17 protein-coding genes are annotated in these 20,747 nt (G+C 37.4%); all 17 read left to right on the top strand.

Translation table 11 applies throughout. The features are described from left to right. Positions 1-10 precede the first annotated feature (10 nt). Positions 11-361 (top strand): ribonuclease P protein component, encoded by a 351-nt coding sequence (gene rnpA, locus N7603_RS00850; RefSeq protein WP_262095426.1) that lies wholly within the window; start codon positions 11-13, stop codon positions 359-361. Next, a complete protein-coding gene (locus tag N7603_RS00855) occupies positions 348-1,238 on the top strand; it encodes a YidC/Oxa1 family membrane protein insertase (protein WP_262095427.1) in 891 nt (296 codons plus the stop codon). Before rnpA ends, N7603_RS00855 begins: the two co-directional genes overlap by 14 nt. Positions 1,239-1,243: 5 nt before the next feature. Beyond that, complete coding sequence (gene jag, locus N7603_RS00860; RefSeq protein ID WP_262095428.1) at positions 1,244-1,867, top strand: RNA-binding cell elongation regulator Jag/EloR; 624 nt, start codon at positions 1,244-1,246, stop codon at positions 1,865-1,867. Between the two features lie 79 nt (positions 1,868-1,946). Then, the gene (locus tag N7603_RS00865) at positions 1,947-2,801 is read left to right on the top strand and encodes a hypothetical protein (protein WP_262095429.1); all 855 of its coding nucleotides are present in this window, start codon (positions 1,947-1,949) and stop codon (positions 2,799-2,801) included. Positions 2,802-2,810: 9 nt separating this feature from the next. Further along, entirely contained in the window at positions 2,811-3,206 is a 396-nt protein-coding gene (locus N7603_RS00870; RefSeq protein ID WP_262095430.1) for a magnetosome magnetite crystal formation protein family, read from the top strand. After that, positions 3,206-4,369: a DNA recombination protein RmuC gene (locus N7603_RS00875; protein WP_262095431.1), complete on the top strand. Its 1,164-nt coding sequence runs from the start codon at positions 3,206-3,208 to the stop codon at positions 4,367-4,369. The genes N7603_RS00870 and N7603_RS00875 overlap by 1 nt, the downstream gene beginning before the upstream one ends. A 53-nt stretch (positions 4,370-4,422) precedes the next feature. Continuing rightward, positions 4,423-5,445 (top strand): processive diacylglycerol alpha-glucosyltransferase, encoded by a 1,023-nt coding sequence (gene dgs, locus N7603_RS00880; protein ID WP_262095432.1) that lies wholly within the window; start codon positions 4,423-4,425, stop codon positions 5,443-5,445. Continuing rightward, complete coding sequence (gene asnS, locus N7603_RS00885; RefSeq protein WP_262095433.1) at positions 5,432-6,817, top strand: asparagine--tRNA ligase; 1,386 nt, start codon at positions 5,432-5,434, stop codon at positions 6,815-6,817. Before dgs ends, asnS begins: the two co-directional genes overlap by 14 nt. A gap of 12 nt (positions 6,818-6,829) precedes the next feature. Continuing rightward, complete coding sequence (locus N7603_RS00890) at positions 6,830-8,224, top strand: MATE family efflux transporter (RefSeq protein WP_262095434.1); 1,395 nt, start codon at positions 6,830-6,832, stop codon at positions 8,222-8,224. A 383-nt stretch (positions 8,225-8,607) separates the two neighbouring features. Beyond that, entirely contained in the window at positions 8,608-9,663 is a 1,056-nt protein-coding gene (locus N7603_RS00895; RefSeq protein WP_262095435.1) for an ABC transporter ATP-binding protein, read from the top strand. A 17-nt stretch (positions 9,664-9,680) separates the two neighbouring features. Further along, on the top strand, positions 9,681-11,009 hold the full coding sequence (locus N7603_RS00900) for a carbohydrate ABC transporter permease (protein ID WP_262095436.1): 1,329 nt from the start codon (positions 9,681-9,683) through the stop codon (positions 11,007-11,009). Positions 11,010-11,017: 8 nt separating this feature from the next. Further along, on the top strand, positions 11,018-12,412 hold the full coding sequence (locus N7603_RS00905; protein ID WP_262095437.1) for a carbohydrate ABC transporter permease: 1,395 nt from the start codon (positions 11,018-11,020) through the stop codon (positions 12,410-12,412). Between the two features lie 11 nt (positions 12,413-12,423). Further along, entirely contained in the window at positions 12,424-14,472 is a 2,049-nt protein-coding gene (locus tag N7603_RS00910; protein WP_262095438.1) for an extracellular solute-binding protein, read from the top strand. A gap of 54 nt (positions 14,473-14,526) precedes the next feature. Further along, positions 14,527-17,751, top strand: a complete 3,225-nt coding sequence (locus N7603_RS00915; RefSeq protein WP_262095439.1) for an immunoglobulin-like domain-containing protein — start codon at positions 14,527-14,529, stop codon at positions 17,749-17,751. Between the two features lie 133 nt (positions 17,752-17,884). Continuing rightward, positions 17,885-19,513 carry a thermonuclease family protein gene (locus tag N7603_RS00920; RefSeq protein ID WP_262095440.1) on the top strand — a complete coding sequence of 543 codons (1,629 nt, stop codon included), beginning with the start codon at positions 17,885-17,887 and terminating at the stop codon, positions 19,511-19,513. Beyond that, on the top strand, positions 19,513-20,262 hold the full coding sequence (locus tag N7603_RS00925; RefSeq protein ID WP_262095441.1) for a hypothetical protein: 750 nt from the start codon (positions 19,513-19,515) through the stop codon (positions 20,260-20,262). The genes N7603_RS00920 and N7603_RS00925 overlap by 1 nt, the downstream gene beginning before the upstream one ends. Before the next feature lie 256 nt (positions 20,263-20,518). Beyond that, on the top strand, positions 20,519-20,747 hold a 229-nt coding region (locus N7603_RS00930; RefSeq protein ID WP_262095442.1), incomplete at its 3' end, for a helix-turn-helix domain-containing protein.

Below are 20,747 nucleotides of genomic sequence, written 5' to 3' on the forward strand. Positions count from 1 at the left end.
CAACCTTAAAATGAAAAAGGTATATCGAATCAAGAAAAATAACGAAATCGATGCGATCATACAACACAAAAAGAGCGTAGGAGACAAGTTCTTTGTAGTATACTACAAAGAAACGACCTTACCACATTTCAGATTCGCCATTTCAATTGGAAAAAAATATGGCGGCGCTGTCCAACGTAACAAAATTAAACGACAAATCCGAATGATCCTGCATAACCAGGCTAAAGGGATTCCCCCTTTTGATTATGTGATTGTCGTTAAAAAAGATGCAAGCACCCTTTCTTTTCAAGAAATCGAAGCCAACATCTTAAAGCATTATTCAAAATTTAAGAAAGTGGAGCACACGAATGAAAAATTATAAAAAACTGATGAGTGTTTTTATAGTACTAACTTTGTTGGTGGTTCTATCTGGATGTAGTGGCGATCCAACGAAACCAATTGAACTTGGGAAAGGTGGCGTATTCGAGACAATTCTCGTTATTCCGATTGCTTGGATTATGCAATTCTTTGGCGGCTTGTTCAATAACAGTTTCGCTATTGGGATTATCATCACTACCATCATCGTGCGTACGATCGCGTGGCCTATTTATGCTAAGAGTAATGACTTAAGCATTAAGATGGCTGTAGCACAACCAGAAATGCAACGTGTTCAAGCTAAATACGCTACTCGTAAAGATCCAGAATCACAACAAAAGATGCAAATGGAAATGATGGCTGTATACAAAAAATATGGTATCAATTTCATGGGATGCTTAATGCCATTCCTCCAAATGCCAATCTTCTTGGCAATGTATCAAGTTGTTCAACGTATTTGGCGTACAGGCGGTACATATGCAGATCAAGTAAGCAACCAATCCTTCTTGGGTATTGATTTATCTAAAGCAGGTAACTTTGCAGCCTTATATGGTGAACCTGGCGATATAGCCGGTTGGATCCTAGCTGTAATTGTTGCAGGTACGATGTTCGCATTAAACGTCTTAGCTACTAAGAAGCCTTCGTACTCAAAAAATACTGCATCACACAACCCACAAAATGCACAAGCAGAACAAACCCAAAAGATGATGAAGTACATGCAATACTTTATGGTCTTCATGATGTTCTCAATCTCTCTACAAAGTAATTCACTAGCCCTTTACTGGGTAGTCGGTAACGTTTATTCCATCGGACAAAACCTCATCAACAGATACATTAATGAGAAGAAGTACGAAAAGATGAAAAACAAGGACTTGGTAGGTTAATAACTATGACAAAAAGAGTTGAATTTGAAGCTAAGACAATTAAAGATGCTGAAGTAAAAGCAACAGAATTATTAAAGATGCCTCTTCAATTTATCAAATTAACTGCGATAAAAGAAAAGAAGGGAATCCTTGGTATTGGTGCTTCTACCACTTATGAAGCAGTGTTGGAAATCAATCTCGCTTTAGAAGGTAAAAAGTATTTAGATAACATCTTCCAAGCTTTAGAAATCGATGTTAAAACAGAGTTCAGATCCCAAAACGAAGGAACCGAAATCTATTATCAAATCCAAAGTAAAGAAAACGCCTTGTTGATTGGTAGAGATGGCAAAACATTAGATGCAATTCAAACCCTTCTAAAAACATATCTTCACAATTATACAAACGAAAAATTAACGGTGTCCTTAGACATTGGCCAATACAAACAAAACCGTAAGAAACAACTTGAAATCCTAGCGACTAAACTTGCTAAAGAAGTTGCCTTCACACGTGTTGAAGTACGCTTAGATCCAATGAATTCCTACGAAAGACGCATTATCCACACAAAATTAGCTGAGTGGAGAGATGTTTTCACAGAATCTGAAGGCGAAGGCGAAAACAGACAAATCGTCATTAAACCAAGAAAGAAGTAAGGCTTAGGCCTTCTTTTTTTTGCTCTTTTTGAAGTAATTAGGTCTTTTCCCTCTGTACTATTATGCTATAATAAGAGATATGAAACAGATATTAAGAAATCTACTTATTTTAACCGCAGGATTCTTTATTTTCCTATTCGGTCAAACCGTAGGAGAACACATCGCAATCCGTCGTGAAATCCGTCAATTTGTACAAAGAGGAGTGTTGGATGAAATCAATAGTACAGACACCATTAAATACTACAAGGTTTCACGTGAAACATATTATCCAAATGAACTTATTCGTGATCCATTTTATAACAATAATTATTTAAAACCTGGTGCTGCTGGAGATATCTTTGTAACTCAACAATCCCCGCTTGTAGGGTATCCAGGCATTCACGAATTCGTAACCTTCTTCTTTGGTGGGCACGCTGCTTTAGTAGATGAGAACAATAAGATCTATGAAACAATCGGAATACCAAATGATGACGAAACTTTGTTAGACGTCATTATTAATGGTGGTGAAGATACCCATGTAATCGGTGGGGTTAGTAACTATTGGTTGAATCCGAGTTTTAGAATGGAAGACGAAACAGACCCATCCTATAGAAAATTTGGAACCTATTATCGAAATGAATGGGTTGGATTGCGTATTAAAGGTGCAACCCAATTAGATATTAATAATGCGCTTGCGTATGTAGAAGATAAAGCAGAAAGAGAATCTCAATACAATTTCTTGTTTGTCCTTTTTACCAAAAACAAATATTATTGTACAGATATTGTCTCAAGAGCATATGAATCGATACGTAATGAATCAGGAAAACAAAAGTTTGTTTTAAATAGAGATTTAATTGCTGTAACTGTAAATGATTTAATATTATCAAAAAGTACATATATTAGTTACTATGTAACTACTGAGAACAACGTGAAACATGTTTATTATATTGGATAGGAGAATAGTATGAATAACAACAAACAAGTATGGGGTATGGATGTCAGAACACTGCTCATGTTAGGGTGGTTAGTCCAGTTGATTGTACCAGTTGGTGGTATGATCGCTGCGATTGTTTTAATGACTTATTTTAAAGATGAACGAAATCGAGACGATTTTTTAACAGAAGGATTTAGACAAATATCGAACTTCGCATTGATCATGTATATCATTTCATTGGTCATTGGAACCGTTGCAGGTGTATTTATGTTAATTCCATTCATTGGTATGCTAATCGGAATTATCTTATTCATCGTTCTTGGTGTATACATGATTTATTCGCTATATGTTTATATCAAAGGTGCGATTGAAGCGGGTAACGGGAACATCTTCAAACCTGGATTCTCATTTGAAATCTTCAAATAATGACCACAGAACAATTTTACCTACTCATAGGACTCAATGCAGTTGGAGTCCTTTTACTCATCGTCTTAGTTCTTAGATTGAAATCTAGCAGTCAAACTAATAAGTCTCTCTCGTTGATTGCGAGTGAAACCAGACTCCTACAAGAAAAAGTGATTGAAAAGAATAACGATATCAAACTGTATGTATCAAACGAACTTTCTAGACAAACCCGCCAAAGCACAACCGACTTTATTCAATTTACCGAACGGATGATGAAAACACTTGATGAACAGATGGATCGTGTCAACCGTCGTGTAGATGAAAAACTTGGTAATGGTTTTGAACAAACCAATAAAACATTTAGTGATGTTATTGAACGTCTAAGCAAAATTGACGCAGCTCAAAAACAAATTGAGAAGCTCTCAGTCGATGTCATTTCGTTAAACGACATCTTAAATGATAAGAAAACGCGTGGAACATTTGGTGAAGTACAACTCAAACAGCTCTTTGTAGCGGTCTTTGGTGAAAACAAACCACTCATCTATGAGTTACAAAAGAAACTCGTCAATGACACCTTTATCGATGTCTTATTACATGCACCTGACCCAATGGGGGACTTGTGCATCGACTCTAAGTTTCCGTTAGAAAATTACAGAAGAATGTCGGATTCAAATTTATCTGAATTAGAGCGTCGTGAGGCTGAAAAAGTATTTGTTAGTGACATCAAAACACACATTGATTCTATAGCTTTGAAGTACATCATCCCAGGTGTGACGGCGGATCAAGCCATCATGTTTATTCCTGCTGAAGCCATCTTTGCTGATATCGTTTCAAAATACGAATCGCTTTTAACCTATGGACAACAAAAACGTGTATGGATTACATCTCCCACAACCTTAATGTCGACATTGACTGTTATTCAAATCGTCTTAAGGGATATTGAGCGAAACAAATACGCACGTGAAATCCAAAAAGAATTAACCAATCTTGCCATTGATTTTGATCGTTATAAAGAACGTTGGGATCGTTTATTAAAGAACCTCGATACGGTTTCTAAAACAGCCAAAGAGGTTAATATCAGTTCGTCTAAAATTTCCGAAAAATTTAGGAAAATTTCAAGTGGTGAAACCTTAGAAGAATCGGAAATCATAGAAATAACAGAATTTAGTGAAGAAAACGGGTAACATCTCGTTTTTTTTACCCGCCTTTGATATAATCTAATATAGGATGTGAAAACATGAGAGTATTACTATACAAAGAAATGCAAAACATGCTGAAGGTCTCTGGAATCGGTAGAGCTTTCCGCCAACAATTTAAGGCACTGGAGATGAATGGAATCGATGTCACGTCAGACAAATCACATCCGTTTGATCTGGTTCACTTCAACACTGTTTTTGAGGAATCTTTTAGCTTTTTAAAACATGCTAAGAGAAAAGGCATCCCAGTTGTGGTTCATGCCCATTCCACAAAAGAAGACTTTTTAAACTCATTTAATTTTTCAAAGTACATTAAACATTGGTTTTATGCGAAACTTAAAAACATGTATTCCAATGCAGATGTCATCATTACACCTTCCAATTACTCGAAATCCTTGTTAGAAAGCTATGGATATATCAAATGTCCAATTAAAGTTTTAAGCAATGGAATCGATTTAAAAGAGTATGAGCGAGATGAAAAGAAAGTCGAAGCGTTCAGAAATCATTTTAACTTGAAACCAAGCGATAAAGTCGTGATTGGTGTTGGGTTATTATTTGAACGAAAAGGTCTTCATGATTTCATTGAAGTGGCACGAATGATGCCGGAAATTACCTTCATTTGGTTTGGTACCTTAAATAAGGCGATGCAAACTAAAGTGATTAAACAAGCAATTGAAAACAAACCATCCAATATGATTATGCCAGGCTACATTGCTGGAGATGTCATCAAAGGCGCGTTCTCAAGTGCTAACTGCTTGTTATTCCCAAGTTATGAAGAAACAGAAGGTATTGTAATCCTAGAAGCGATGGCTTCTAGATTGCCAATCATCGTGAGAGACATTCCTGTTTACGCAGAATTCACCCACGGTAAAGAACTCCTTAAAGGGACTTCAAACCTTGAATTCGCTACAAGAATTCAACAAATCCTTAAAAAAGATACGTCAGTAATGACCGAAACGGCTTATCAAAGTGTTTCACAAAAAGACTTAATCCTCATTGGTCAACAGTTGAAAGCCATTTATGAGGAAACCATAGAAAGAGTGAAGAATCATGACAACAATTAAATCCTTGTATCTAGAACAAGCTCAATTAGAAAACAAAACCGTACAATTAAGCGCGTGGGTTAGAACCAACCGCGCTCAAAAAGAATTTGGATTTTTAGCCATCAATGATGGGACTACCCTATCTACCCTTCAAGTGGTATATGAATCAAGCCTAAGCAACTTTGAAGACGTTCAAAAAATCAGAGTGGGTAGCTCTGTTGAAATTGAAGGGATCTTCGTTTTAACCCCTGAAATGAAACAACCGTTTGAAATTAAAGCCACTAAAGTTGTCTTATTAGGAGATTCACCTGAAAACTATCCAATCCAACCAAAACGTCATACGAGAGAATTTTTAAGAGAAGTCGCTCACTTAAGACCACGTACAAACCTATTTAACGCGGTATTCAGATTACGAAGTGTTGCGGCGTTCTCAATCCACAAATTCTTCCAAGAAAAAGGGTTTGTGTATTTCCACGCACCACTCATCACCGGTAACGATGGTGAAGGGGCTGGCGAAATGTTCGCCGTCACGACTCTACCATTAGACAACGTTCCAAAAGATGAGTTTGGAAATGTTGATTTTAAGAAGGATTTCTTTGCGAGAAGAACCAATTTAACCGTAACAGGGCAATTAGAAGCGGAAGCTTATGCGCTCGCATTTAGAAATGTATACACCTTTGGACCAACCTTTAGAGCTGAAAACTCCAACACCCAAAAACATGCCTCCGAGTTCTGGATGATTGAACCAGAAATGGCGTTCACCGATTTAGAAGGCAATATGCAAGTGGCTGAAGAAATGGTGAAGTTTGTTGTTGCGGATGTATTAAAACAAATGCCAGAGGAAATTGACTTCTTCGACCAATTTGTTGAAAAAGGATTACGTGCAAAACTAGAAGCGTTAGTCGGTTCTAAGTTCCACAGAGTAACGCATCACGACGCCATTCAAATCCTTAAAGATTCCAAACGTAAATTTGAAAACAAACCAGAATTTGGTCAAGATTTAGCAACCGAACATGAAAAGTTCTTAACCGAAGAATACTTTAAATCTCCAGTGTTTGTTACCAACTGGCCAAAAGAAATTAAAGCCTTCTATATGCGTTTAAACGACGATCAAAAAACCGTAGCTGCAGTGGACTTACTGGTTCCTGGTAGCGGTGAGTTGATTGGCGGTTCTCAAAGAGAAGAACGTTTAGACTATCTTGTAAAACGTATGGATGAACTCCATATTCCTAAAGAAGATTTAGAATGGTATTTAGACTTAAGACGCTTCGGTGGTTGTGTCCATAGCGGCTTTGGTATGGGCTTTGAACGCTTATTAATGTATCTATCGGGTGTAGAAAACATCCGTGATGTGATCCCATTCCCTAGAACACCAAGACACGCAGAATTCTAATAGGAGTCAACAGTGAACCCATCTAGTTCGAAAGAACTCAAACTACGTCAATATATTTTAGAAGAAAAGCTATGGAAAGTCATATTGTACATTACGTACCCATTGGCTATCTATAGCCTTTTTAATCATCTTTATGGTTTTGTGGATATGATGATTGTTGCGCATATCGGGAATACTCAGATTGCTTCTGTGGCGATACTATCCGAAATTCAAACGATGATTACTGCATTTGGTGCGGGGATCGCTTCTGGTGGCGCTGTTATTGTCGCGAGACACATTGGTGCGAATAGATTAGAAGAAGCGAAAAAAAACGCCTCGAATGTATTTTTCTTAGCAGTTTATGTTAGTTTATTTTTAATTATTTTGTTGATACCCACAGCCAAACCCTTCTTACAGTTATTAAGAACCCCTTCTGGCATTATTGAAGATGGTTTAGGGTATTTTATTGTCCAAATTATTACAACCGGTTTTATCACCATTAACAGCGTATTTATCGGGTTAGAAAAAGCCAAAGGAAATACTCAAAAGATTCTATGGCTCAATATCATCATCATGACGATTAAATTGATTTTATCGGTGATTTTTGTTTATGGATTTAATCTAGGTATCTTATGGGTCAGTATCGCTACGATGATTGCACAAGCGTTCTTAACCTTGTTCGCATTCATGATTCTATTCAGCAAGAATAACCCCTTTAAGATTACGTTTAGTGAGATGCGTCTGAAGTGGTCCTATATTAAACCAATTCTATTATTGTCACTTCCGATTTTTCTAGGTCGATTTATCTTCTCAACAGGACGTCTCATTATCAATGCGATGGCAGCTGTTTATGGTACGGAAGTGCTATCTGCGTTCTCAATCGCCCAAAAGATAGGTGGTGGAGGCGCAACCTTAGCGAACGTCACAGAAGAGGCTGTACCCACCGTGATTGCACAAAACATCGGAAATGATCAACAACAAAGAGCCAAACGCGTTTACCCAATCGCGTTAGGAATTGGTGTAACCGTTGGCGTCATTACGGTTTTATATGCATTTTTGTTTAAAGATCAAATAATTCCATTGATTGTAAATAAGGAAACGACACCTGAATTTATAAAGATGACAATTACGCTATTTCGATGGGAAGTTTTCTCAAAGCTTAATGGTGCCATTATCGCCATCACCCTCGCGATGTTTTATGGGTATCGTCATACCAAAGTCGCGATGGTTGTCAATATGGCACGATTGTTCGTTTTTAGAATCCCTGTACTTTGGGCATTTCAAACATTCTTCGATTTTGGGTATGAATCCATCGGGTTTACGATGTTTATTTCAAACCTTTCAACAGCCCTACTTTCGCTCGTGTTAGCTTTTGTTTTTTACATGAAAATGAGAAATAATCCAAACACGATGACCATCACAAATTAAACGCCATTCTGGCGTTTTTTTCTAAATAAATCTCATATAGTTTGAATTATGTGCATGTTTACATAATTTGGTTGACAAAGGACCCCACCTATATTAAAATATAAACACGCTAGAAAGCGCTTTCGATTCCGTTTCGCAAAATAATTGTAAATAAAATGAATGTTTTTTGACGACGGATTGAAAAGGGTGTATTATTATTATATAATACATCATGGCGAGAGGTGAGGCTTTATGACAGTATTTCAGACGACGACGAATACAATAAACAATATCACTGCCAATTTTTTTATCATATACAAATTTGAGTACTTTTTGGGTATACCATAAAGTGCTTTTATTTTTGTAAGTTTCATACGATACGTCATTATAAGGAGTTAGAAAATATGGAAATTGTATTGAATCGATTAACAAAAGTGTTTGTTACAAAAAACAAACAAGAAACCAGAGCGGTAGACAATCTCGACATTGTAATCCCTTCAGGCAAACTCGTCGGATTGCTAGGGCCATCTGGTTGTGGTAAGACCACTACGTTATTCATGATCGCAGGCTTGCACAAACCTACTTCAGGACGCATTCTGTTTGGAAATGAAGACGTGACTAAGTTAACTGCAGACAAGAGAGGCATTGGATTGGTATTCCAAAACTATGCACTTTACCCACACATGACAGTTAGACAAAACATCATGTTCCCACTTGAAAACTTAAAGGTGGATTATGATGAAGCCGTTGCGAGAGTACATGAAATGGCTAAGTTGGTTGGTATTGAAGACCAATTAGACAAAAAACCAGGTGAACTTTCAGGGGGACAACAACAACGCGTCGCGATTGCGAGAGCCCTTGTTAAGAAACCAAGAGTATTGCTACTCGATGAACCGCTTTCTAACCTAGATGCGAGACTTCGTCTTCAAACGAGAGAAGAAATCAAACGTATTCAAAGAGAAACAGGCATCACTACGATTTTCGTTACCCATGACCAAGAAGAAGCGATGTCCATTTCGGATGAAATTGTCGTTATGGAAAAAGGGGTATTACAACAACGTGATAAACCCCAAGAAGTTTATTACAACCCGGAAAACCTATTTGTTGCGAAATTCTTAGGTAGCCCAGCAATTAACGTATTAAGAGGCGAAATCAAACAAAACAAACTTTATATCAATGGTGAGTATTTCGCTGATAAAAAAGCTAAAGACGGTCAATACGAAGTCGGTATGAGACCTGAAAACTTTAAAGTATCCGAATCTGGTGTTTCTGTTAAAGTCGTAGACGTAGACATCATTGGTAGAGATACCATCATTCGTTTCCAATTAGGTGATCAAACTGCAAGAGCTTTAGTAGACTCAGAAACAGTTGAATCCATCAAGAACATCAAACTCGCAATTAAAGATGAAAAGATTTTATTATTCGATATTGAAACAGGCAAAGTTGTAAAAACTAAATAAGAAAGGTAAGTGTTGAGATGTTAAAACAATTAACAAAGAAAATCAAGACTGCCTTATCGAAGTTTGCTTGGCACTTTAGAAACGTTTATTTAACGATTAAACGTGGTATTGGAGGCGCAATCAAGAAAGCATGGAATACCGTGTCTTTTAAAGAAAAGCGCGAGCTAAACAAACAAAAGAAATTGGACTTTGTCTTGAACTATATCAACTTTGATTCTAAGGTACTAGATGTTCAACTAGACTTAGATGTCATCAAAGTGAGAGAAGAATTAAAAGCAAAACGCGCGGAATTAACGGCTTCGGTCAAACAAAATCCAAGCGATTCTGCACTAAAAGTAGAATTAAAGAAAGTAAAACAAGTCATCAAATGGTTACCAGAAGATGTGTATCAAATCAACCGTAAGGGCGATCGTAAAGTTGAAACTCAACTGATCATTAAAGCTGCGCTTTATCTATTGCCAGCCATTATCTTACTAGCGCTATTCACATTTTGGCCAATCATCAATACATTGAGATTAATCGTTTATGTAGGTTATACCGAAGCAGACGGTTCGATTCAAGGGTATACCTTATTTGGGAACTTCGTTAAAGTCATCACACAAAGAGGGTTTATTAGACCATCTGCAGGGACTTTCTCAAGTGCCCTAATCAACACATTACTCATGGCGTTCATCTCTGTCCCAATTTCGATTGTGATATCGTTATTAATCGCTGTTGGTTTAAATGCCATTAAAGCATTCAAAGGCTTTTTCCAAACGATTTTCTTCTTACCATATGTTACCAATACCATCGCGATTGCGCTTGTATTCAAATTTATGTTTAATGAAAACTTCGGGTTGGTCAATACAATGCTTGGTTGGATCAACATTGATAAAGTCAACTGGTTGTCCACCAATGCCAATTACTGGGCAGCTTTATCCGTATTGATTATTTACTCCGTTTGGGACTCACTAGCCTTCAAGATTATGGTCTTCTTATCCGCAATTCAAGGTATTGATAAACAATATTATCAAGCAGCAGATATCGACTCCACACCTAAGGGTAAAGTCTTTAGAAAGATTACAGTACCGCTTATTTCCCCAATGATTTTCTACATCGCGATTACTTCAATCATCGGTGCTTTAAAAGTCTATTCATCGGTCATCACATTAACCAATGAAAATGGTGAAATTCGTGGTGCGACATATAACATGAAATCAATTGTTATGTACATCTATGACTACCTTAACAACCGCGCTCCAGGTAACCTATCCTTGGCAGCAGCCTCCTCACTTGTACTATTTGGTATCATCTTAATCTTCACATTGATCCAAATGCAAGTAGGTAAGAAGAGGGTACACTACTAATGGAAACCATGAACAGAAACATTTTAAAACGCGCTAAAGGCGTGAATGTAGCAGTCTTAGTCGCTGACTTGATTGCAATCCTAATTTACATCTTCCTATTTGTAAGAGCGTTCATTGAAATTCCAGTGCCTACTAAAGAAGAACTTGCTGATGTTAACTTCATTTACAACGGTTTAATGATCAGTATCTTAGCCATTTTCTTGATGGTTTCGATTCCACTTGTAAGCATGGACATTAAGACACACAAAAACAAAAACGATTATGATTACGATGCATGGTATGCTGGAAACAACTTCGTTAAAGGTTTATTATCGATTGCATTATTAAATCCAGTTAGTGCGATTATCCGTTTATACAATACTCAGAATTTATTGGTATTATCTACGGGTTCCGGTTACTTAACAGCGATTAAAAACATCTTTAATTGGATTAAAACCAAAGTGTCTTCAATCGGGAAGAAAAAAGAAGTCGATTCTGAAGCAAATTTGAGTGAAGAAGAAGTTCGCTTAAGAAAACAAATTCGTAAGCAAACAGCATTCATCGCAATCCGTACAATTTTACTTTATACCTTAATTGCTGTTGCTGCAGCATTCGTCTTCCTACCATTCTACTGGATGATGATTACAGCGCTTCGTACTTTTGAAGAAACCCAATCTACACAAGCAAATTTCTTCATCGCTTTGAAGGATATGCAATGGATTAACTTCAAGTATGTCTTAAACGAAATGGACTTCGGTCTATACATTCGTAATACCTTGTTTGTGGGTGTGGTCTCAACAATTGGTACTGTTGTTACAACCGTTCTAGCCGCATTCGCATTCTCAAGAATCAGTTTCAAGGGTAGAGAAACACTTTTCTCAGTGCTCTTGATGACGATGATGATTCCTGGAGAACTATACATCATTACAAACTTTGTTACCGTAGCAGAATTTGGTTGGATTACAGCAGAAGGCAATAAGATATTCTTAGCCATGATCGTGCCGTTCATGACAAGCGTATTCTATATCTTTTTCTTAAGACAAACATTCAAACAAATTCCTAATAGTTTATACCAAGCAGCCCAAGTCGATGGCTCAAGTGACTTGAAATACTTATTCCGCGTGATGATTCCAATCGCTGGTCCAACTATTTTCACCATCACCATCCTATCAGTCATTGGTTCTTGGAATGCCTTCATCTGGCCACGCCTAATGGCTGCGATGTTACCGAATAACAACGAACAATTCTGGTTGATTTCGGTTGCATTGAATAGAGCATCCTTCATGGACCCAGAAGGTATGAGAATTATGTACAACTTACAAATTGCCGCAAGTGCCTTGGTCACTGTCCCACTCTTAATCGTCTTCTTAGCATTAAGAAAATATATTATACGTGGTGTTGGTAGATCAGGTATTAAAGGATAATAGGAGGAAAAATGAAAAAAATAGCATCCTTATTGATTGCATTAACCATGGTTGTCATGCTCACAGCGTGTGCAACAGTTCGTGCAACAGCACCAACATTTTCAGGGATTCCTGCAAATAAAACATTCACCATTACAGATGGCGATGCGTTTGATCCACTAGATGGCATCACAGCATCGGACGCTAAAGATAAGAATCTGACAGCATCCATTACCGTTTCTGGCTTAGAAGGAAAAATCGAAGCTGGTATTTGGATTGGCGGACCTGGTAACTACAGTTATCAAATTTCAGTCAAAAACTCTTCAGATTTAACAACTACTGAAAACTTAACTTTAGTTGTTGAACCTAAAGAAGGCGTAGTTGCTACACCACCAACCATCGAAGGGGCTTATCCAAACCAAGTGTACTACATTGGTTCTAACCCTTACCAACCACTAGATGGTGTTATCGCACACGATGAAATCGATGGCGACTTAACTGCAGAATTAAAAGTAGTTGGTACACCATATACCGCAAGACCTGGTGTTTCTAATTTCCGTATTGAAGTTAAAAATAGCAATAATTTCACCACTTCAGTATCTGTTACATTGACAGTTAAATCTAAGGTGGATATTCCTGAAACCTTAACATCAGATCCAATTACCATTTCATTATGGCACTCAAACGGTGACTCCATTGAAGCGGAATTAAAAGCTTACGCTTTATCGTTCCAAGAAAAATATCCAAACGTTACTGTTGAAGTCATTAAGAAAGAACAATCCTACTCAGTACTAAAAGACACTGTTGTTAAAGCAGCTGGTACAGGCACATTACCGAACCTTGTTCAATCCTACCCAGACCACGTTATGGAATACTTAACCTATAACGCATTAACCAGCGTTTCCCCATACTATGCGCACCCAACTTGGGGCTATTCGACAACTGTTGAAAAAGAATCTTTCGCAGACATCATCGCTTCATATAGAACCGAAAATAGCCAATATACTCAAGATGGTGACTTCTATGCGTTACCATTTAACAAATCCACAGAAGTATTGGCGTATAATAAAACTGTGTACGACAGATTGGTTGCAGCTGGTAAAGCACCTGCACAATTCCCAAGCACATGGCAAGATATCATTGCGTTAGCGCCAGCTTATAAAGAAGTCGCAGCAGCATATTTCGCTGAAAACGCAGCTTATGTGAACCAATGGGGTAGTGCAGCTCAAAAAGCATTATTCACACCAGACAATCTTGCATTGATGAACCAAAAATTTGTACCAATTTCATACGACTCCACAGACAACGCCTTCATCACATTGGTTAAACAATGGGGTGGCGAATACACTGGTATCAATGAAAACCGTGGTGGTGTCATCAAGTTTGATAACCCAGAAACCAGAGCGATGTTACAATATTTCTATAACAATAGAACAAGCATCACTGTACCGGGCAACTGGGGTGACTCTTATAACTACGCATCCGATATCTTCAAGAATGGTTTCACCTTCGTAACCATCGGTTCTACTGGTGGTATCCGTTACAACGCACCAATCAAGATTTCAAATGATGCAGCACCTAATAAAGGCAAGTTCTTATTTGAAGTTGGGGTTGCTCCAATGCCTTATAACGAAGATATGCCTGAAAACTGGACCGCAATTCAACAAGGAACCAACATTTCCTTAACCAGCAGCGGTACAGCTCAACAAAAATTAGCTTCATGGTTATTCTTGAAACACTTAACAAGTTATGAAGTCCAATTACAATTCTCTATGAAGATTGGATATTCTCCAATTAGAACCTCTGTTTATTCAGACCCAGCATTCTTACAATTTACATCTGGTAAAGATAAAGATGGTAAACAATTAGAAGGTGCAGATTACCTCATGTCACAAAGCATCAACGCAGCATCGATTCAAAAGAACGTACAATTCTTTGACCAAGCTTTTGTTGGATCATCTACAGCAAGAACCGCTGTTGGGGTTGCATTTAACCAAGTTATGTTAGCAACCGATCCAAATATTATTAACATTGCAATCCAACAAGCAGTGGATAAAGCAAAAGGCGTATTGAATAACTAATTTTTGGTTTGAATTGAGCAATCAATTAAACATACATCTCACAGGAGGAAGAAAATGAAGAAAAGCTTAAAAGTTTTCATGTTACTATTAGCTATTTTCTCAACAGCATTGTTAGCCGCTTGTACAAAAGAAGCCGACACAACACTTGCTGACGCTAAAGCAGCACTTGCTATGACTTTCCAATCAGGCGATAGTGCAGCATCAGTAACAAAAGATTTAACTTTACCAACCTCTGTTGGCGAAGTTACAATCGCATGGACATCCAGTGCACCTGCAGTCATCGCGAATGACGGTAAAGTCACTAGACCAAATGCAGATACAGTAGTAACCTTAACCGCAAAATTAACATATAAAGGGAATGACGATCAAAGAACGTTCCAAGTTACTGTTAAAGCTGCTGTACCTACAGGTCCAACTGAAGCCGAAAAAGCAGCGGCAGTCGCAGCTCTTAGAGCATTATATACAGCAACACTTGAAGACGTTGAATATGAAGTCGTCGCTGACCTTAACCTCGTAAGCACTGTTGATTCCAACACAGTTACTTGGGTTTCTGCGAATACTGCAGTCATCGCAAACGATGGTAAAGTTACGCGTCCAGCATTCAACATTGATGGTGGTATTACTGTTAAATTAACAGCAACCATCACTGTTAAAGGTGAAGCTGTTGAAGTTGAATTCTTCGCATTCGTAAAATGCTTAGAAAAATCCTTACAACAAACTTTACAAGAAGCAGTCAACATGGGTGCAGCATTCACATCTGACATCGCAACTGTTGGTATTACTTCTAACCAAACATTAAACGCTACAGTAACTTATGAAAGTGTTGTTTATGATATCGTTTGGACATCAAGCAATCCTGCAATCATCGGTAATGATGGTAAAGTTACTCGCCCTGCAATCGGTCTTGATGACGCTATGGTTACTTTAACCGCTACCATCACTAAAGATGGTGTCAGCGCATCCAAAGACGTAGAATTCAAAGTTCTATCTTACAAACCAAGTAGAGCTTTCAACACAATCGCAGAAGTGTATGAAGGCGAAGGCAGAGCTAAAGATGGCGAATACATTAAAGTATTAGGCGTTAAAGTCTTAGGTAAGATCAATGATGGTATCTTCGTTCACGATGGTACAACTGTTCTTTACATCTATGACAGCACAAAAGTCATTTACAATAACCTCGTAATCGGTAATGTTTACGATATCGAAGGTGAATTTGACATTTACTTCTCGTCTCCGCAAATCAGACATGCAAGCCCTAACGCGTTAACTGCAGTCGCTTCAACTAAAGAAGTTGGCGCATTAACTCCACAAAACAAAGTTTACTCAGAATTAATTGATTCGTTAAGCTTACCTACTAACCCTAATGAATTACAATTCAAGTTTGAATACACTCGTTTCACTGCTAAAGTGATCGTTGATGGACAAGAAGGCGCTACATCAAGCTATAAATATTGGTTAGTTCCTGCTGATTACACAAAGACAACCGTTATTAAGACTATCAATGGCGGTAAAGCAATCGAATACGAAACCAAGCATGTTGCTAACATTTACTACCAATCCAATGACGAAGCATTTGCATCCTTAAATGGTAAAGTTGTCACAATCAACTTCTTATTCTATGGATATAGATCTGACCGTTATGTATGGTATGGAAACTTCTTCGGATCATTAGAAGACATTGAAATCCAATTTGCTAACGACGCTGAAGCTATGCAAGCAGCTAAGACTAACTTAGAAGCTTCAATTCCTACAATCGTTCCTGCAGCTACTACATTAACACTTCCTACAGCATTATTTGGGACAACCATCACTTGGGCATCCAATAATGAAGCAGTCATCAACCCTACAACAGGCGTTGTTACTCCAGTTGCAGGCGTTCAAACATCTGTAACACTAACAGCAACCATTAACAAGGGTACTGAAACTGCAGTGGTTGTTCCAATTATAGTTAAAGTCGGAGAAATCCCTCTATCAACACTAGCACAAGTTGTTGCAGCAGCAAATAGTTCAACCCAACTTTATAAAGTTCAAGGTGTTGTAACAGCTTCTGAGTACTACAGAACATACTTTATTCAATCAGGTGATGTTGGTATCGCAGTCTACACTGGAGACGCAACTATGTTAGCTACATTAAAAGCAAATATTGGCAAGATGGTTGAAGTTGTGGGTACAAGAGATACCTTCAATGGATTAAGACAAATTAAAGCAACAGAAGTCAAAGCAATCTCAGGAACAGAAACAATTACACCAGTTAACGCTGATGAAGTTGTATTAGACGCAACAGCTATGTTACCTTACCAAGGTAGATTAGTTTCTATGACTGGATTAAAGGTAACCGCTCGTACTGCAGACTCATATAATAACGTAACATTAACCCTTACACAACTATCTTCAAACAAGACAATTTCTATGAAGTGGGACTCGCGTACTGCATTAAGCACAGAAGCAGCAGCCGTTCTTGCTGGATTAGTTGTTGACAAAGTCGTTAACATTACAAACGTTATGGCTTGGAACAATAACCCTTACTTCTACTTCACGGATTCAACAGCGATCACCGAAGTTGCAGTAACTGATCAAGATAAAGCGAATGCAGTTGCAGCCGCTTTACCTAAGACTATTACATTATCTGCAGCAGGTGCAATCGAATTACCTGCAACAGGTGCAGATGGAACAACTATCGTTTATGCATTAAAGAATGCTGAAGATGCAAACAAAGCATTAATCGACTTAACAGCTAAAACAGTGACTATGCCTGCTGAAGGCCAAGTTACCGTTGTATTGGTTGCAACAGTTACATTAAATGACAAGACTGCAACAGCAGAAATCTCTGTTAAGCTTGGTGTAGCAGCTGAAACTACAGTAACAGCTTCTTATACAGGCGCAACAACTAATATGACAGCTGATAATAATGCTACAGCTATTAAATTAGATCCTGCTATCTTCAATGTTGTAAGTACATTGAGAGGCGTAAACCCGATTCATGTAGGTTTAAACACTTCTGGACAAATCAGACTTTACAATAGTTCAGATACAGTTGGTAATACACTAACCATTTCGATAGCATCTGAATACAAAATAACAAGTGTAGAATTTGTATTTGGAGCAACAGTCTCGAATGCCTTAATCATGACAGGTACGACTGAACAGCTAAATGGTGCACTAACTGCAAGCGGAACCCTTACTTATTCAGGATTAGATGTAAGTCAATTCTCTATTCAAAATAAAGGAACTGCGCAAATTTATATCTTATCCATAAAGATTACTTACGCTGCTAAATAGTTTTCAATAATTGAATAAAAAAAGGTATGCATTCATTTGCGTACCTTTTTCTACCATAATTGAAGCATTTCTTTGTATCTATCACTAATGTGTTATAATGATTATGCTAATATTTTCGAAGGAGAATGATTGAATGAAAAAAATATTACCGATTCTAGCCCTGATGCTCATCACATTAGCGGGCTGTGTATCAACCCCCCAAAAAATTCTACCCGATTTATTTGGACTAAATACGGCACAAGTAGAAGAACTTCTCAATGATGAGAAAATAGATTTTGAAATTCAAGAATCCAACGATTTTTCCAAGAAAGACAACATTTTTGTTCGCTATGTGGATAGGGTTGCCGGAGATGAATTACCAAAAGGTGAAAGAGCGATTGTTGAAATCAACGTTCATCGCTTACCTGATTTAACAGGCAAAACCGAAAATGAAATCATCGAACTGTTTAATGTTTTAAAGAAAACAATCTCAACTACTTTCGATGAAGGTAATAACGATTTTGCTAACCTAACTTGGTCTGGTTATGTCGACTATGAAGTAGGTAAGAAAATTTCTGAAATCACGGATAAGAATATCGCAATCAAAATCGCGATCAATAACCTAACAACTCTACCTGATTTATCTGGTAAAAACATTCATCAAATTGAACGTGAACTTACAGCACTTTTCGTTGAATATGAGTTTGTCTATGTCCAAGATGATACAAAAGAAGCCGATACATTCAATAGTTATGTAGATTATGAAGCTGGAGATGCGATTGATGATGGCACTAAAGTAACAATTAATTTATATACCAATAGCTTCATTGACGCTGAAAAATCGCTATTCATTTCCAAGTTTTGGGATAATGGCGGTAAAAACAAAGCTGTAGAAATTTATAACCCACTGACTTCCGATATCAACTTAGCAGATTATTCCTTAGCGATTCTTTCAAATGGATCATTATTACCAACTGAAACCATTCAATTAACTGGTGTGATTGAGGCAGGATCCACCTACATCATCGCTAACCCGGAAGGTAACCGTAGCATTCTAACCAAAGCAGGTCTATCTTCAACTAAATTGGTTTTCGACGGTAACGATGTTATTCAATTACGATACAAAAATCAAACCTATGTCGATATCATATCTACGATTGGTTCAACCGTATTCTCATTGACCAACGAAGTCTACATCAGACAAGCAAACATCACCGCTGGACAACGTCGATTCAGTTTTGAGCAATGGGATGAATACATTCCAACATTTGTTCAACCATTTGGGACACATCCTTACGCTAGACCTGAGTCTTTCAGTATTGACATGCAATTTGCAGGTAGAGAGTTTGGCAATCCACTCGGTGGAATGGTTCAAGTCACCTTTATTCGCGTCGCGGATGGCGATACTGCGTACTTTACCCCTGGATTTGAAGACAATGCACGTATCCGTTTTATCGGTGTCGATACACCTGAAACCAATCCTGAAGTTCAACCTGGTGGTTTAGCTGCGAAAGCTTATACCGAAAATGCTTTAAAGAACGCTTCTGTAATCTATCTACAAAGTGACCCATTTACTGCATGGATTGATACGTACGGTAGACATATTGGCTATGTTTGGGCAGATGGTGTGATGTTAAACTATGAACTCGTGAAGTTTGGACATTCAGCGAATTACATGAGCACAGAGAACAAACTTGTTTATGAGAACCGTTATATTTACAGATGGTTCCAAGATGCTGAACAATATGCCAAAGACAATAAGTTAGGTATTCATGGTCTATAATGAAAATTTTCGCTAGAATTGTCTATGCCTTATTCATGGTCACCCTATTTTGGTTTACGCTTAATACAGCGTCCAATATGGTTACCGAAAGGTATATTGATGAGTATGTCATTCCAGATTTAGAAAGCACTGATCCCGATTACTTATACTTTTATAACTCCGTACCAACCTATAATCATAGAACACCCCTTTACAGTTTAGACACTGAAAACCTATCTGTTAGATTCTTTGAAGTCGTTGTTAAAAAAGGCAACGCTTTAGACGAATATGTGTATGTGTTATTTCATAAACGTGATGGATTTGATAATACCTTAGATCATTATCTAAAGATTGAAGGATTTACTGACCAACCGATTGAATACGCACAGGGACAAATCTATGATGTATTGGTCATGGTTAACTTAGAACAAGTCTATATTCCAAAGTCACTGATTGAAAACAACTTAAACAAAGTGTGGTCGATTATGACTGTATCGGAAGTAGAGGATGTCGAAGATGAAACTGTATTTTCATTCACACCGACACAAGAAAAACCATTTGAAGTGAAGGCTGCTTTACTAGAATATCAAGAAACCCATGGTGAATTACCAAAGAAGGAACTTGAATCCAATCAAATATATTATTATGCACAACCTGATTACTCGAAGTACTTTATTGTATATACCACAGCGTTAAGCATTTATGGCGTTGTTTTCGCAGTTTCACTGATTGGCTTAATGGTGTATGATTTAAAAAGGAAAAAAGCCTAAAAAAGGCAAATAAAGCGTAATAAAACCCAATCTCAATGGACGTTATCCAAAAGATTGGGTTTTTTGTTTACTAAGAAAGTTCGTCTTTTATTGTTCACTTATCGAATATAGACTCTATAAGTTTTATAAAAATTTCTATAAAATGGTCATTTAAACGTCTTCTTTTTACTTTCTCTATATAATTAAAATATCATATAAAATATATATTTTATGAGTCATTTATGGTATAATTTAAGTAGAAAGGAGGAATCCATTTATGTCTTATAAAGCCCTAAAAACTAGACTCTATTTGAATCCTAATCAACATCATTTTCTCTTATCCTTAATGCGTGCTTCTAGAAGTTTATACAATCAAGCACTTTATAATGTTAGACAACATTTCATCCAAACCCAAAAATACTTACCCTATAACGAAAACTATAAGCTACTAAAAGATAGTGAGCATTATCGTTACTTAAGTACTACTCAAGCTCAAATGGTTATTC

Source organism: Paracholeplasma vituli, assembly GCF_025446935.1.
GTDB lineage: Bacteria > Bacillota_I > Bacilli_A > Acholeplasmatales > UBA5453 > Paracholeplasma > Paracholeplasma vituli.